The organism is Pseudomonas sp. GW821-FHT02B10, from assembly GCF_059421865.1.
Window position 1 is genome coordinate 414,539 of record NZ_JBWKVU010000005.1, and the last position, 15,355, is coordinate 429,893.

A 15,355-nucleotide genomic window follows, 5' to 3' on the forward strand; every position below is an offset into this window, starting at 1 on the left:
CACCGGCCACGAACATGACCGAGATTGTCCTCACGCTCATCAGCGCTGCCCTGATCAACAACTTCGTGTTGCAGTGGCCGCTGGGCGTCGATCCGCTGTTGCAGGCCAGTGCCGACCCGCAGGTTGCGCGGCGGCGGATCCATGCCCTGGGGATCGCCACCAGTTGCCTGATGCTGCTCTGCAGCCTGCTGGGCTACGGGCTTTATCAGGCGCTGCTGGTGCCGCTGGGCCTGACCTCGCTGCAACTGTTCGTATTCCTGCCGCTGGGCGTGCTGCTGATCGCACCGCTGCTCAAGCTGCTGACCCGAATGTTGCCCGGGCTGCCATTCGACGGCCTCTGGCCGCTGCTGCTGGGTAACGCCGGCGTGCTCGGCGCGTTGCTACTGGCGGTCCAGGCCAATCGCGGGCTCGGTCATGGCCTCGCCCTGGGCCTGGGTGCGGGCCTCGGTTTCTGGCTGGTATTGAGCCTGTTCAGCGACCTGCGCCAGCGCATTCTCAACAACGATGTGCCCCTGCCCTTTCGCGGCCTGCCGATCGACCTGATCAGCGCCGGCCTGATGGCGGTGGCATTTCTCGGTTTCAACGGACTGCTCAACCCATGAGTCTGATTCAACGCATCGACGCCCTGCTGCCGCAGACCCAATGCGGCAAGTGCGGCCACCCCGGATGCAAGCCCTACGCCGAAGGCATCGCCAACGGCGAGGCGATCAACAAGTGCCCGCCCGGCGGCGACGAAACCATTGCCGGCCTGGCCAGGCTGCTGAATATCCCGGTCATGGAACTGGACATCAGCCGCGGCCCGGCGCCAGCCCAGGTGGCCTTTATTCGCGAAGCCGAATGCATCGGCTGCACCAAGTGCATCCAGGCCTGCCCGGTGGATGCCATAGTCGGCGCGGCCAAGCAGATGCACACGGTGCTGATCGACGAATGCACCGGCTGCGATCTCTGCGTGGCGCCGTGCCCGGTGGACTGTATCGAGATGCATCCGCTGCCGTTGAATGACGTATTGCCGATCGTCGGCGGCCTGGCCACCGGTCTCGAAGAACTACGCGCCCGGACCGCCAAACGCGATCACGCGCGCCAGCGCTTCGAGCGCCGCAATGCCCGGCTGCAACGCGAAGAACAGCACAAGCAGGCCGAACGGGCCGCCCGCGCGCAACGTGCGACGCAGCCCAGTGAAACCAGCCTGGACCCGGTGCAGGCGGCCATCGAGCGGGTGCGCGCGCAAAAGGCCGCCGCCGATGCCGCGGTGAAAAAAGCCAAGATCGATCTGGCGATGAGCCGGGCCCAGTTGAACAAATCGCTGAAAGCTTTCGGCCATCCGCCGACCTTCGAGCAACAGTCGCAACTGATCGTCCTGCAGCGCCAGTTCGAGGCCGCCGAGCAAGCCCTCGCGCAGTTGGAAGGCGCTGTCGAAACCACCGTCGAAACCGTGGCCTCAGCGCCCCCGGCCAAAGACGCCGAGCTCAAGCGCGCAAAAATCCAGCTGGCGATGCGCCGCGCGGAACTGAAAAAGGCTCAGGCCAACCAGGCGCCTGCCGAGCAACTGGCCAGTCTGCAGCAGGCACTGAAAGACGCAGAACAGGCCTTGCACGCGACCGAAGAAGCAAGCGGGCAACCAGCGCCCAATCTGGTGCGAGTCGAAAAGCGCCCGATCGACACCCGCCTGCGGCAACTGAAAACCGAACTGGCTTACGCGCGGGCAGAAGTCAGCAAGCTGGAGCGTCACAGCGACACCCCGCCACCACTGTTGGCCAAGGCCCGCGAGCGACTGGCCGAAGCCGAGCGCCAGGTACAAGCCCATGACGCCCCTTGAGCAACCGGACGAACGCCTGCGACAAGCCATGCAGCGTGTGCTTCTGGCGACCCTGCCGGGGCTGCTGGCGCTCTTCTGGCTGTTTGGCTGGGGAATTCTGATCAACCTGCTGCTGGCCTGTGTCACCGCCCTTGCCGTCGAAGCCGCGGTGCTGCGATTGCGCCAGTGGCCATTGCGTCCTTTCCTTGGCGATGGCAGTGCCCTGGTCAGCGCCACCTTGCTGGCCCTGGCCTTGCCGCCGTATTGCCCGTGGTGGCTGACAGTCAGCGCGGCCGCTTGTGCCTTGCTGTTCGGCAAGCACCTGTATGGTGGCGTCGGCAAGAATCCGTTCAACCCGGCGATGCTCGGTTATGCCCTGGTGCTGGTCTCTTTCCCCCAGCAGATGACTCATTGGCCGGCCTCCCATGGCCTTGACCTGCTGGGCGGCCTGCAGCAGATCTTCGGCATAGCCCTCGACAGCACGGCGCCCGATGCCTGGGCCCAGGCCACGGCACTCGACAGCCTGCGCATCAACAAGAGCCTGACCATCGATGAACTGTTCGCCGGCAATACCGCCTTCGGCCATTTCGGCGGCAAGGGCGTGGAATGGGTCAACCTGGCCTTTCTCGCCGGCGGCGCCTTTTTGCTGCAGCAACGGGTGTTCAGCTGGCACGCCCCGGCCGGCATGCTCGGCAGCCTGTTCGTCATCAGCCTGCTGTGCTGGAACGGTTCCGGGTCGGACTCCCACGGCTCGCCGTTTTTCCATCTGCTGAGCGGCGCGACCATGCTTGGCGCCTTTTTTATCGTCACCGAGCCGGTCTCCGGTCCGAGGAACGCAAAGGCACGCCTGCTGTTCGGGGTCGGCGTCGGCCTGCTGACTTACCTGATCCGCACCTGGGGCGGTTACCCGGACGGAGTCGCCTTCGCCGTACTGCTGATGAACCTCGCCGTCCCCGCCCTGGAGCGCCTGGCTGCTCCGCCTCCCGAGCCTTCCCTGCCATGAACCGCGCAACGAGTCTGGGAGTGTTGGCACTGCTGGCGGCTATCGGCGCCACTGGCACTTTCTTCGTCCAGCAGACGACGGCTCCCCGCATCGAGCGCGAACAGCGCGCCATCCAGGCTCGCAACCTGCTGGATCTCCTGCCCGTCGACAGCTACGACAATCAGCCGCTGGATCAGCCGCTGGCCATCGATAACATCCAGCTCAGCCACAGCACCCTGCTCGTCGGTTATCGCGCCACGCGCAACGGCCAACCCAGCGCTGTGCTGCTGCGCAGCCAGGTCAGCGGTTATGGCGGCCCGATCGAGCTGCTGATCGGCATCGCCGCCAACGGCAAACTGCTGGGCAGCAAGGCTCTGCGGCATTCGGAAACGCCCGGCCTGGGCGCGCGCATCGCCGAGCGTCCGAATACCTGGCTGCAGGGTTTCATCGGCAAGTCACTGGGTGACCCGGGCGACGCCGGCTGGGCGCTGAAAAAAGACCATGGCCAATTCGACCAGATGGCCGGGGCCACCATCACCTCACGGGCGGTGGTCGAGGGGATTCACGACAGCCTGCGCTACTTCGACGAGCACCGCGAACAACTGCTGGGAAGTCCCGCCCATGAATAAATCCTCGACCCTGCAGAACGCCATGATGCTCGCGCCGCTGATCGGCGCCAGCGACTCACTGGTCAAGGCCCTGGGGCTGGCCCTGGTATTTCTCTGTGTGAGCGCGGTATTCGGCCTGTGCATGAATGCCCTGCGCCCGCGCCTGGCTGGCCAGGGCCGCCTGGGCGCCAGTATCCTGCTCAGCGCCACGCTCACCAGTTGTGCCATGCTGGCCGCGCAAGCCTGGGCGTTCGAACTGCAACAACAGTTGGCCCTCTACCTGGGCCTGATTGCCGTGCAATGCGTAGTGCTGGAGTACCAGGATTTTTTCCAGCGTCCCGTGCGCTTGCTTTTCGCCGGCCTGTTCTGCCTGCTGCTGATTATCCTGGGTGCACTGCGCGAAGCCTTCGGCAGTGGCTCAATCGGCAATCATCTGCAATGGCTGCTGGGGACGAACGACGTCGACTGGCCAGGCTGGGTTCTGACCGCCCAGGGTGGCGTGCACCTGCTTACACTCGCACCTGGCGGTTTTATCCTGCTGGGGCTGTTGCTGGCCGCCAGGCAAGCCTGGGCCGCTTCTACGACCTCACACCGACCGCCTTCAAGGAAATGACTCACCCATGAATGCCGCAAAACGCCTGGAAATTTTCCGCAGGCTGCACGAAGACAATCCGGAACCGAAAACCGAACTGGCCTATTCGTCGCCCTTCGAGCTGCTGATTGCCGTGATCCTTTCGGCCCAGTCCACCGATGTGGGGGTCAACAAGGCGACGGCCAAGCTCTTCCCCGTGGCCAATACGCCGGCCGCCATCTATGCCCTGGGCGTCGAAGGCCTGTCCGAGTACATCAAGACCATCGGCCTGTACAACAGCAAGGCCAAAAACGTGATCGAGACCTGCCGCCTGCTGGTGGAACGGCACAACAGCGAAGTCCCGCAGACCCGGGAAGAGCTCGAAGCCCTGCCAGGCGTCGGCAGGAAGACCGCCAACGTGGTACTCAATACGGCTTTCCGCCAACTGACCATGGCCGTCGATACGCACATCTTCCGGGTCAGCAACCGCACAGGGCTGGCCCCCGGGAAGAATGTCGTGGAGGTCGAAAAGAAACTGATGAAATTCGTGCCCAAGGAGTATCTCCTCGACTCCCATCACTGGCTGATCCTCCATGGCCGCTATGTGTGCCTGGCCCGCAAGCCGCGCTGTGGAAGCTGCCGGATCGAGGACCTGTGCGAATACAAGCACAAGACCTCTGACGATTGAGCAATCATTGATTTTGATGATAGGTCGATTGAAAAAATCTTTTTTACCAGTCCCGAGAATATCGATATAAGGAGCGCCAATGGCAGTCTTAGCCTGGAGTTAACCTTATGAGTACTGGCAAAGAACAACTGGACGTAGAAGACGACTTCACCCCTGTTGAAACAGAAGATGCAGAGCCCGTGGTAGAGGTGGCCAAGACCAACTTGAGCAAACGTCGGACCATCGACAACCTTCTGGAAGAGCGGCGCTTGCAAAAGCAACTGGCCGATTACGACTTTGATCTTTAGTAACAAAAAGCCTCCTTTGACGGAGGCTTTTTTGTTACACCAGCCAACATTTCAAGTCGCTTCTTTTCAAACCAGGCCATGCGCGGCTGAGGGATCCAACATCGCCGACAGACCGGCAAGCCCGCAACGCAATGAAAGCTCGCAAAAGCCGCTGTTTTTCCCTCCCGCGCCTTGTTGTAGCGCCTCAACCTTCATACCAGCTGATGGCGCTTGGCAAACTCGATCAGGTCCACCAGCGAGCGGGCGTTGAGTTTCCCCAACAGCCGCCTTTTGTAGGTGCTCACCGTTTTACTGCTCAAGCACAGGCCCTCGGCAATCTCCTTGTTGGTCTGCCCACCGGCGAGTTGCTTCAGGACCATCAACTCTCGACCCGACAGGCTGGACAACATCCCCTCCTCGCTGGCGATGCCCAGGCTTGAGCGCAGGGTATGCAAGGCTTCGTTGGGAAAATAACTGTAGCCGGCCAGGACTGCCCTGACGGCACTGATCAATTCAGTGATGTCCTGCTGCTTGCACACATAACCCGCCGCACCAGCCTGCATGCAGCGCATGGAGAAAGGGCCAGGTACTTGCAGGCTCAATACCAGCACTTTGGTCGACATGGCTTTTGACGAAAGTCTGGCGATAACTTCCAGGCCATCGAGTTTGGGAATACCAATATCAAGAATAAGGATGTCTGGAACATGTTCATAAGACAGTTTCAGGGCATCCATGCCATTGTCCGCCTCGGCAACTACTTCAAAGCCGTGCCGCTCCATCAGCATGCGCACAGCCAGACGAGTGACGGGATGATCATCTACGATCAAAACTTTCTTCATGGGTAAGTCCAGAGTCCGCTATTGGTTTTTCAAGCAAACACCATAACCCAGTCATTTGGCCCGTGGCATGGCCATGCCCTGGGCCAGCATCGCCCCGAGAAGTTCCTTACAAACAATACGGATTTGCCCTACAAGGAAAAATTGAACGTCGCCCCCTATATATAACTACTCCTGACTTTCCTACACTTCGTATTGAAAAGAACGGACTGAAAGATAGTCGAGATCCCATTGAAACAATGGCCAGTGGAAACTTTTAGTTATGGTCTCCAGACACCCGCTTGATCGATTAAAACATCAGGCATAAAAAAGCCCCGCTCATGGCGGGGCTCTTTTAAAACGACTCAAGGCATCAGAACAGAGTCCGCCCCTTGTTGGCCGCAATACGCATGCGCAGGGCATTGAGCTTGATGAAGCCAGCCGCATCCGCCTGGTTGTAGGCGCCGCCGTCTTCTTCGAAGGTCGCAATGTTGGCATCGAACAGCGACTCATCGGACTTGCGACCGGTGACGATCACATTGCCCTTGTACAGCTTCAGGCGAACCACGCCGTTCACGTGGGCCTGGGAGGCGTCGATCATCTGTTGCAGCATCAGACGCTCAGGGCTCCACCAGTAGCCGGTGTAGATCAGGCTGGCGTACTTGGGCATCAGCTCGTCTTTGAGGTGAGCGACTTCACGATCCAGAGTGATCGATTCGATCGCCCGGTGAGCGCGCAGCATGATGGTGCCGCCAGGGGTTTCGTAGCAGCCGCGGGACTTCATGCCGACATAGCGGTTTTCCACGATGTCCAGACGACCGATGCCGTTTTCACCGCCGATGCGGTTCAGGGTCGCCAGCACGGTGGCCGGGGTCATCTCGACGCCGTCGATCGCCACGATGTCGCCGTTGCGGTAGGTCAGCTCGATGTAGGTCGGGGTGTTGGGAGCCTTCTCCGGGGAGACGGTCCAGCGCCACATGTCTTCTTCGTGCTCGGTCCAGGTGTCTTCCAGCACGCCGCCTTCATAGGAGATGTGCAGCAGGTTGGCATCCATCGAGTACGGGGATTTCTTCTTGCCGTGACGCTCGATCGGGATCGCGTGCTTCTCGGCATAGTCCATCAGCTTCTCGCGGGACAGCAGGTCCCACTCACGCCAGGGAGCAATCACTTTCACCCCTGGTTTCAAGGCGTAGGCGCCCAGCTCGAAACGAACCTGGTCGTTGCCCTTGCCGGTAGCGCCGTGGGAAATGGCGTCGGCACCGGTTTCGTTGGCGATCTCGATCAGGCGCTTGGCGATCAACGGACGAGCGATGGAGGTACCCAGCAGGTACTCACCTTCGTAAACGGTGTTGGCGCGGAACATCGGGAAAACGAAATCGCGGACGAACTCTTCGCGCAGATCATCGATGTAGATCTCTTTCACGCCCATGGCTTGCGCCTTGGCACGTGCAGGTTCGACCTCTTCGCCCTGACCCAGGTCAGCGGTGAACGTCACCACTTCACAGTTATAAGTATCCTGCAGCCACTTGAGGATCACCGAAGTGTCCAGGCCGCCGGAATACGCCAGAACGACCTTGTTTACGTCCGCCATGCCATCACTCCACGGGGTTCTACGGAAAGCCGTCAAGTCTACCGATCAACGCGGATAATTTACAGAGGCGCGACAGCTTATGACGACGAAGCGACAGATTATGTCGAGTGCGCGACGACGACAGCCGTTTCAGGAAGTCGCCGCGGCATTGGCGGGGGCAGCGGCCTGGGGTACCGGTTTTTCCGCGACCGGGACACGTTGCAGCTGTACGTTGACCCGACGATTCTTCGCCCGGTTCGCCGCATTGGTGTTGGGCGCCAACGGGTAGCGCTCACCGTGGAAACGCATCTCGATCTGCGACTCGGGAATGCCATTGGCCTTGAAGAACTCCATCACCGCCAGCGCCCGGCGCCGCGACAGGTCACGGTTGGTCAAGCGGTTGCCGCTGTTGTCCGAATGGCCATCGAGCTGGATGTGATTGACCGTCGGATCGGCCTTGAGAAACTCGAGCATCACCTGCAGCCTGGCCTTGGCTTTCGCGTCCAGGTCGATGCCGCCCCCGGGGAAGCCGACCTCGGATTGCCTGACCTGATCGAAATTCTTCGGCAGCAACTTGGCGACACAGCGTTGGTAGTCGCCATACGCCTTGCTGAACTTGACTGGCAACAAGCGCACCTCGGACACCCCACCCTCGCGGGAGTAGTGGCGAACCACCGGGCTGCGCCCATCCATCAATCCACCGATCAGTCGCCCGGCCTGCAGTTGCGAGCTGTTGAACAGCACATCGCCGCTGCCGAGCCGTACCGAACCCAGGTTGATGTCGCCCCGTCCCGGCTGCCACGGCGCAGCCGCCGCGAGCAGCGTGGCCGAACCGCCAGCAAGCATCGGGTTGTAGGCCTTGAGGCGAAAGGTCGCCTGCTCGCCGGCGCGACGCACGAACTCCCCGGAACCGAAATCGGTGATCGGCTGGCTCAGACGGCACTCGAATTTATCGCCTTCGACCGTCCACTCAATGCTCTCCAGACGGGTCTGGAAAGTCAGCGCCATCGCGGGAAGGCAGGCGAACACACTGAGCAAGGCTAGATAACGCTGGCGCACGGGAGGCTCCACTGACTTGTACATCACGAAAATCGAAATGCCTGTTTACGGCATACCTTCGGGATATCGGAAGCTTCACGCAAAACTTGATAGCGAGTGCCTGGAAGAGTCTTTTCCGGTAGCATTCACTGGAGTTTGACCCGCCTGGAATCCCCAATGTCCGACCGCCTGACCCTGCTGCGTCCCGACGACTGGCATATTCATCTTCGCGATGGTGCCGTGTTGACCAATACTGTCGCGGATGTCGCGCGCACCTTTGGCCGCGCCATCATCATGCCTAACCTGGTACCTCCAGTGCGCAACGCCGCTGAAGCCGATGCCTATCGCCAGCGCATTCTCGCTGCGCGGCCGGCCGGCAGCCGCTTCGAGCCGCTGATGGTGCTCTACCTTACCGATCGCACCCAGCCCGAAGAAGTTCGCGCGGCCAAGGCCAGTGGTTTCGTCCATGCCGCCAAGCTCTACCCAGCCGGTGCGACCACCAACTCGGACTCGGGCGTCACCAGCATCGACAAGATCTTCCCGGCGCTGGAGGCCATGGCCGAAGTCGGCCTGCCGCTGCTGATCCACGGTGAAGTCACCCGCGGTGAAGTCGACGTGTTCGACCGCGAGAAGCTGTTCATCGACGAGCACATGCGCCGTGTCGTCGAGCGCTTTCCGACGCTCAAGGTGGTGTTCGAACACATCACCACCCGTGACGCCGTGCAGTTCGTCAACGAGGCCTCGGCCAACGTTGGCGCGACCATCACCGCCCATCACCTGCTGTACAACCGCAACCACATGCTGGTTGGCGGCATTCGCCCGCACTTCTATTGCCTGCCGATTCTCAAGCGCAACGTGCACCAGGAAGCGCTGCTCGACGCTGCCGCCAGCGGCAACCAGAAGTTCTTCCTCGGCACCGACTCCGCGCCCCACGCCCAGCATGCCAAAGAAGCGGCCTGCGGCTGTGCCGGTTGCTACACCGCCTATGCCGCGATCGAGTTGTACGCCGAAGCCTTCGAACAGCGCAACGCGCTGGACAAGCTGGAAGCCTTTGCCAGCCTCAACGGCCCACGCTTCTACGGCCTGCCGGCCAACACCGATCGCATCACCCTGGTTCGTGAAGAATGGACCGCCCCTGCCAGCCTGCCTTTCGGCGAGCTGACCGTCATCCCGCTGCGCGCCGGTGAAAAACTGCGCTGGCGCCTGCTGGAGGAACACGCGTGAGTGAAGACCATTTCGACGACGAGCAGGACGGTCACAACGGTGGTGGCTCGCGTCATCCAATGGCGGCACGCTTTCGTGGTTACCTGCCGGTAGTCGTCGACGTTGAAACCGGTGGTTTCAACTCGGCCACCGACGCCTTGCTGGAAATTGCCGCGACCATCATCGGCATGGACGAAAAGGGCTTCGTGTTCCCCGAACACACCCTATTTTTCCGCGTAGAGCCTTTCGAAGGCGCCAACATCGAAGCCGCGGCGCTGGAGTTCACCGGGATCAAGCTCGACCATCCGCTGCGCATGGCCGTCAGTGAAGAAACCGCGCTGAACGATATCTTCCGCAGCGTGCGCAAGGCGCTGAAGGCCAACGGCTGCAAGCGCGCGATCCTGGTCGGGCACAACAGCAGCTTCGATCTGGGCTTCCTCAACGCGGCTGTCGCGCGCCTGGACATGAAGCGCAACCCGTTTCATCCGTTCTCCAGCTTCGACACCGCGACGCTTGCCGGCCTGGCTTATGGCCAAACCGTGCTGGCCAAGGCGTGCCAGGCTGCCGATATCGACTTCGATGGCCGTGAGGCGCATTCCGCCCGCTACGACACCGAGAAGACTGCCGACCTGTTCTGCGGCATCGTCAATCGCTGGAAGGAAATGGGCGGCTGGCAAGACTTCAACGACTGATACTGCCGCTGAACGACCGCGCATAAAAAAACCGGCCCTGGGGCCGGTTTTTTTATGCGTGAAGCGCGGCTTACAGCTTGCCAGCGTTCTCGCTCAGGTAAGCAGCAACGCCTTCTGGCGAAGCAGTCATACCCTTGTCGCCTTTCTTCCAGTTGGCCGGGCAGACTTCGCCGTGCTCTTCGTGGAACTGCAGAGCGTCGACCAGACGGATCAGCTCTTCCATGTTACGGCCCAGCGGCAGGTCGTTGACGATCTGCGAACGAACGACACCTTTGTCGTCGATCAGGAACGCGCCACGGAAAGCCACGCCGCCTTCGGACTCAACGTCGTAGGCCTTGGCGATGTCGTGCTTCATGTCGGCAGCCATGATGTACTGGACCTGACCGATGCCACCGGCATTGATCGGGGTGTTGCGCCAGGCGTTGTGGGTGAAGTGCGAGTCGATCGAAACAGCGATCACTTCAACGTTGCGTGCCTTGAAGTCAGCCATGCGGTGGTCCAGGGCGATCAGCTCGGACGGGCAGACGAAGGTGAAGTCCAGCGGGTAGAAGAACACCAGGCCGTATTTGCCTTTGATGGCCGAGGACAGGGTGAAGCTGTCGACGATTTCGCCATTGCCGAGAACGGCGGGAACGGTGAAGTCAGGGGCTTGTTTGCCTACGAGTACGCTCATTGGATATCTCCTGGTGTGATCGAATGAAGAATGAGACCCAGCCCAGTTTGCCACCGCCAAGCGACAGCCCTGTGACTCGATCCCGCTTCGTAAGGACCGCACATCATACACCGCGTTTTTGAGCTGTCCTTAGTGGTTTTTCCATCCCCTGGGTTCAGGCCGCAAAAAAGCCGCCCTGCTGGACAGCTCGTCACCCGTGCTAGAAAAAACCGTTCGTCTGCCAGATACGCATCTGGCAAAAAGCCCCAGGAAACCACTTTGACAATCATTCTCGTTAACATTAAGATCCGTCGCATTGAGCCATAACCAGCGACGGTTCTCACCTTATGTATGTCTGCCTCTGCACTGGCGTCACCGACGGACAAATCCGCGATGCAATCTACGACGGTTGCTGCAGCTATCGTGAAGTACGCCAAGCGACCGGCGTGGCCAGTCAATGTGGCAAATGTGCCTGTCTCGCCAAGCAGGTGGTACGTGAAACCCTGACCGAACTGCAAAGCAGCCAGCCAGCGATTCCTTACCCAGTAGAATTTAATGTTGCGTAATTAACACCATTTAAAAGAGCCGGACTTCATGTCCGGCTTTTTTATGCCTGTAATTCAATCGCTTAGCATCAAAACGCGGAACACAAACATTCTTATTCCGATTAATTTTCATATATTATTCAATAACTTAGGTTTGACACTAATCATCGTGCGGCTCAGACTCTGCCTTATATACCGCTAATTACAGGGCAGGACCCCATCATGAAAGGCGACGTCACAGTCATCCAGCATCTCAACAAGATCCTTGCCAATGAACTGGTCGCGATCAATCAGTACTTCCTGCACGCACGCATGTATGAAGACTGGGGCCTGAACAAGCTGGGCAAGCACGAATACCACGAGTCCATCGACGAGATGAAGCATGCGGACAAGCTGATCAAGCGCATCCTCTTCCTCGAAGGCCTGCCGAACGTCCAGGACCTGGGCAAGCTGCAGATCGGCGAACACACCAAGGAAATGCTCGAGTGCGACCTGCGCATCGAGCGTACCGGCCACGCCGACCTGAAAGCCGCGATCGCCCATTGCGAATCGGTCGGCGACTTCGGTAGCCGCGAGCTGCTGGAAGACATCCTGGAATCGGAAGAAGAACATATCGACTGGCTGGAAACCCAACTGGGCCTGATCGATAAAGTCGGCCTGGAGAACTACCTGCAATCGCAGATGGGCGACGAGTAACTCCCCTCAAGGTTCAGCCCATGAAAAAGCCCCGCCTCTCTCACGAGGGCGGGGCTTTTTATTGCGTGGATAAATCCACACAACCCGGCAGGAGCGAACTTGTCGCTCCTACCAGGGGCGAATCAGGCTTCGGTCTTGGCAGCGGCTTTTTCAGCGGCGGCCTTGATCAGGGTCTGCAACTCACCATTGGCAAACATCTCAGCCATGATGTCGCTGCCGCCGACCAGTTCGCCGGCTACCCACAGTTGCGGGAAAGTAGGCCAGTTGGCGTATTTAGGCAGGTTGGCGCGGATTTCCGGGTTCTGCAGGATGTCCACGTAAGCGAACTTCTCACCACACCCCATCACGGCCTGAGCGGCTTTCGCGGAGAAGCCACACTGCGGGGCATTCGGCGAGCCTTTCATGTAAAGCAGAATGGTGTTGTTGGCAATCTGCTCTTTAATAGTTTCGATGATATCCATGGAGCACCTCGGCTGAACTTTCCGACTCTGTTGTCGACACGGTGGCGCATTGTAACGGAAAGCCGAGCGCCATGCTCGGCCTCTCCGACAGACTCCTCAGGCCGCCTCCACCGTCACCGGCACGCCATTGAGCGCCGCATTGCCCGATAGCTCGTCCAGCTGACGCTCGTCGGTCAGGTCATTGGCACTCGACCCGGGTTGGGCCATGGCGATACTCATCTGCACCCCCGGCCGACCATGCCCCCAGCCATGGGGCAGGCTGACCACCCCGGGCATCATCTCGCTGCTGGCGAGGACTTCCACCTCGATCGCCCCGACCCGCGAACTGACCCGCACGCGCTGTCCGTCAGTCAGCCCTCGCCGGGCCAGATCAGCGGGATTCATCAGCAACTGGTGCCGTGGCTTGCCCTTCACCAACCGATGGTAGTTGTGCATCCACGAATTATTACTGCGTACATGGCGCCGGCCGATCATCACCAGCTCATCCGCTGCCGGAGCCTGCAACGCGGCAAAGCGCTCGAGGTCCGCCATGATCACCGCGGGAGCGGCCTGTACCCGACGGTTCTCGGTTTTCAGGCGCGCTGCCAGGCTGGGCTTGAGTGGCCCCAGGTCGATCCCGTGGGGGTGGTCGGCCAGCGTCGCCACCGACAGATTGAACTCGGACGCCTCGCCATACCGCCCCGCTCGTAGCCCCCTGTCGATCATCTGTGCCGGCGGCACGGTCGGCTTGAGCTCCTTGCCGGTCCGCGCGGCGAAGGCCCTGGCCAGGCCGACGAAGATTTCCCAGTCATGCAGCGCGCCTTCCGGCTTGGGCAGGATCGCCCGGTTGAAACGGCTGACATTGCGCACCGCGAACATATTGAACGTGGTGTCGTAGTGATCGTTCTCCAGGGCCGAGGTCGATGGCAGGATCAGGTCCGCATAACGAGTGGTTTCGTTGATGTACAGGTCGATACTGAGCATGAACTCCAGGCCATCCAGCGCCTGCTCCAGCTGCCGTCCGTTGGGTGTGGACAGCACCGGATTGCCGGCCACCGTGATCAGCGCCCGCACCTGCCCTTCGCCTGCGGTCAGCATTTCTTCGGCCAGGGCCGAGACCGGCAGTTCGCCGCCATATTCAGGGCGTCCGGAAACCCGGCTTTGCCAGGCATTGAAGTGCCCGCCCGAAGTCGCCGCCACCAGATCCACCGCCGGCTCGGTGCATAGAGCGCCGCCGACCCGGTCGAGGTTGCCGGTCACCAGGTTGAGCAGTTGCACCAGCCAATGGCAGAGGGTACCGAACGACTGGGTGGACACACCCATCCGGCCATAACACACCGCCCTGTCCGCCGCGGCGAAGTCGCGCGCCAACTGGCGGATTTGCTGCGCCGGCACCGAACACAAAGGACTCATGGCTTCGGCACTGAAACGGGAAATGGCCTCACGCACCTCGGCCAGGCCGTCCACCGGCAGATGGCTGTCACGCGTCAGCCCCTGCGCGAAAATCGTATGCAGCATACCGAACAGCAGCGCCACATCCCCGCCGGGACGAACAAACACATGCTGGTCGGCCATGACCGCCGTCTCGCTGCGCCGTGGGTCGACCACCACCACTTTGCCGCCTCGCGCCTGGATCGCCTTCAGGCGCTTCTCCACGTCCGGCACGGTCATGATGCTGCCGTTGGACGCCAGCGGGTTGCCGCCCAGGATCAGCATGAAATCGGTGTTATCGATATCCGGGATCGGCAGCAGCAACCCATGGCCATACATCAGGTAGCTGCTCAGGTGCTGCGGCAACTGGTCCACCGAGGTGGCGGAAAACCGGTTCTGGGTTTTCAGCAGGCCGAGGAAATAGTTGCTGTGGGTCATCAACCCATAGTTGTGCACGCTGGGATTGCCCTGATAGACCGCCACCGCATGGTTGCCGTGCCGCTCCTGAATCGCCGCCAGGCGCTCGGCCACCAGTTTGAAGGCCTCGTCCCACTCGATCGCCTGCCAATCGCCGCCGACCCTGCGCATGGGCTGGCGCAGCCGATCCGGGTCGTTCTGGATGTCCTGCAGCGCCACCGCCTTGGGGCAGATATGGCCGCGGCTGAAACTGTCCTGGGCATCGCCCTTGATCGAGGTGATCTGCGGGCCGGCGCCGTCGACTTCAGTGGTTTCGATGGTCAAGCCGCAGATGGCTTCACACAGGTGGCAGGCTCGGTGATGGAGAGTCTTGGTCATGGCCAGTCTCTATTTTATTCGAGGCGGCCAGCGTCAGGCCGCGGGAACAAAACTATGGTGCCAGACCGGCATCAGCACCAGAGACGTTCGTCTTGTGAATCGGCAAGCATCAAGCCAGCCGATGACTCAGTTGGAGGGCAGCCTCGGTGGATCGTCCTGCCGGGCGATCGGCGTCATGCCGTCCATCGGCGCCTCACCGCCCTGCATCCCGCTGAATTCGGCAAGCAGCCGCCAATGCTCATCGAGATTGCTGCTGATGGTCAGCATGCGCTCGATCATCTGTCGCGCGGCGTTGCGCGTGGTACTGTCCTCGCTGCGTAGCAACTCGAAGGACATCGAGGTGATCGATGCCGTCAGGTCGGTCAGGGTTCGCGTCGTCAACCCCAACAGTGTCTTCAGTTGCTGTTCTTTCGAGTCCATTCCAAGCACTTCCCTGTTGCCGGTGCGCATTTATAACCCCAGCCCTTTGCCTGAGGAAATATTTCTGCCGAGATCCCCTGCCGCGAACCTTTCCATTTCCCGCCCGGCTCGAAGTTCCCAAGAGCCAGGCCAGAGAAAAACCCAGCCC

18 protein-coding genes are annotated in these 15,355 nt (G+C 60.7%); 11 read left to right on the forward strand and 7 right to left on the reverse strand.

Annotated features, from left to right (window positions below; genetic code table 11):
* Positions 1-14 precede the first annotated feature (14 nt).
* From AC07VU_RS14645 to AC07VU_RS14675, 7 genes are all read left to right on the forward strand, one after another.
* A complete protein-coding gene (locus AC07VU_RS14645) occupies positions 15-602 on the forward strand; it encodes an Rnf-Nqr domain containing protein (protein ID WP_495030062.1) in 588 nt (195 codons plus the stop codon).
* Positions 599-1,816: an electron transport complex subunit RsxB gene (rsxB, locus tag AC07VU_RS14650; RefSeq protein WP_495030063.1), complete on the forward strand. Its 1,218-nt coding sequence runs from the start codon at positions 599-601 to the stop codon at positions 1,814-1,816. Before AC07VU_RS14645 ends, rsxB begins: the two co-directional genes overlap by 4 nt.
* A complete protein-coding gene (locus AC07VU_RS14655; RefSeq protein WP_495030064.1) occupies positions 1,803-2,798 on the forward strand; it encodes an RnfABCDGE type electron transport complex subunit D in 996 nt (331 codons plus the stop codon). Before rsxB ends, AC07VU_RS14655 begins: the two co-directional genes overlap by 14 nt.
* Positions 2,795-3,406 (forward strand): RnfABCDGE type electron transport complex subunit G, encoded by a 612-nt coding sequence (locus AC07VU_RS14660; protein WP_277589499.1) that lies wholly within the window; start codon positions 2,795-2,797, stop codon positions 3,404-3,406. The genes AC07VU_RS14655 and AC07VU_RS14660 overlap by 4 nt, the downstream gene beginning before the upstream one ends.
* Positions 3,399-3,998, forward strand: a complete 600-nt coding sequence (locus tag AC07VU_RS14665) for an Rnf-Nqr domain containing protein (RefSeq protein WP_495030065.1) — start codon at positions 3,399-3,401, stop codon at positions 3,996-3,998. Before AC07VU_RS14660 ends, AC07VU_RS14665 begins: the two co-directional genes overlap by 8 nt.
* Positions 3,999-4,005: 7 nt before the next feature.
* Complete coding sequence (nth, locus tag AC07VU_RS14670; RefSeq protein WP_007922445.1) at positions 4,006-4,644, forward strand: endonuclease III; 639 nt, start codon at positions 4,006-4,008, stop codon at positions 4,642-4,644.
* A 107-nt stretch (positions 4,645-4,751) separates the two neighbouring features.
* Positions 4,752-4,931, forward strand: coding sequence for a PA3496 family putative envelope integrity protein (locus tag AC07VU_RS14675; RefSeq protein ID WP_007922443.1), 180 nt, complete (start codon positions 4,752-4,754; stop codon positions 4,929-4,931).
* 191 nt (positions 4,932-5,122) lie between these two features.
* Here the strand turns inward: AC07VU_RS14675 and AC07VU_RS14680 are convergent, their stop codons facing one another.
* From AC07VU_RS14680 to AC07VU_RS14690, 3 genes are all read right to left on the reverse strand, one after another.
* Complete coding sequence (locus AC07VU_RS14680) at positions 5,123-5,749, reverse strand: response regulator transcription factor (protein ID WP_007922442.1); 627 nt, start codon at positions 5,747-5,749, stop codon at positions 5,123-5,125.
* 349 nt (positions 5,750-6,098) lie between these two features.
* Positions 6,099-7,316 carry an argininosuccinate synthase gene (locus AC07VU_RS14685; protein WP_009045364.1) on the reverse strand — a complete coding sequence of 406 codons (1,218 nt, stop codon included), beginning with the start codon at positions 7,314-7,316 and terminating at the stop codon, positions 6,099-6,101.
* Positions 7,317-7,445: 129 nt separating this feature from the next.
* On the reverse strand, positions 7,446-8,354 hold the full coding sequence (locus AC07VU_RS14690) for a flagellar protein MotY (protein WP_087090140.1): 909 nt from the start codon (positions 8,352-8,354) through the stop codon (positions 7,446-7,448).
* Positions 8,355-8,510: 156 nt separating this feature from the next.
* On the opposite strand from AC07VU_RS14690, the gene pyrC reads away from it, so the two are divergent.
* Positions 8,511-9,557 carry a dihydroorotase gene (gene pyrC / locus AC07VU_RS14695; protein ID WP_087090138.1) on the forward strand — a complete coding sequence of 349 codons (1,047 nt, stop codon included), beginning with the start codon at positions 8,511-8,513 and terminating at the stop codon, positions 9,555-9,557.
* Positions 9,554-10,228, forward strand: coding sequence for a ribonuclease T (rnt, locus tag AC07VU_RS14700; protein ID WP_007922434.1), 675 nt, complete (start codon positions 9,554-9,556; stop codon positions 10,226-10,228). The genes pyrC and rnt overlap by 4 nt, the downstream gene beginning before the upstream one ends.
* Before the next feature lie 70 nt (positions 10,229-10,298).
* Here rnt and AC07VU_RS14705 read toward each other — a convergent pair whose 3' ends face one another.
* Positions 10,299-10,901 carry a peroxiredoxin gene (locus tag AC07VU_RS14705; protein WP_007922432.1) on the reverse strand — a complete coding sequence of 201 codons (603 nt, stop codon included), beginning with the start codon at positions 10,899-10,901 and terminating at the stop codon, positions 10,299-10,301.
* A gap of 326 nt (positions 10,902-11,227) precedes the next feature.
* Here AC07VU_RS14705 and AC07VU_RS14710 point away from each other — a divergent pair, with 326 nt between their 5' ends.
* Together AC07VU_RS14710 and bfr are read left to right on the forward strand one after the other, a co-directional pair.
* On the forward strand, positions 11,228-11,446 hold the full coding sequence (locus AC07VU_RS14710) for a bacterioferritin-associated ferredoxin (protein ID WP_007922430.1): 219 nt from the start codon (positions 11,228-11,230) through the stop codon (positions 11,444-11,446).
* A gap of 201 nt (positions 11,447-11,647) precedes the next feature.
* Positions 11,648-12,121 (forward strand): bacterioferritin, encoded by a 474-nt coding sequence (bfr, locus tag AC07VU_RS14715; RefSeq protein WP_053262450.1) that lies wholly within the window; start codon positions 11,648-11,650, stop codon positions 12,119-12,121.
* 122 nt (positions 12,122-12,243) lie between these two features.
* On the opposite strand, the gene grxD is transcribed toward bfr, so the two are convergent.
* From grxD to plzR, 3 genes are all read right to left on the reverse strand, one after another.
* Positions 12,244-12,582: a Grx4 family monothiol glutaredoxin gene (gene grxD / locus AC07VU_RS14720; RefSeq protein WP_007922425.1), complete on the reverse strand. Its 339-nt coding sequence runs from the start codon at positions 12,580-12,582 to the stop codon at positions 12,244-12,246.
* A 96-nt stretch (positions 12,583-12,678) separates the two neighbouring features.
* Positions 12,679-14,787: a molybdopterin oxidoreductase family protein gene (locus AC07VU_RS14725; RefSeq protein ID WP_495030066.1), complete on the reverse strand. Its 2,109-nt coding sequence runs from the start codon at positions 14,785-14,787 to the stop codon at positions 12,679-12,681.
* Between the two features lie 126 nt (positions 14,788-14,913).
* Positions 14,914-15,207 (reverse strand): PlzR type 4 pili assembly inhibitor, encoded by a 294-nt coding sequence (gene plzR, locus AC07VU_RS14730; protein ID WP_274306842.1) that lies wholly within the window; start codon positions 15,205-15,207, stop codon positions 14,914-14,916.
* Positions 15,208-15,355: the final 148 nt, after the last annotated feature.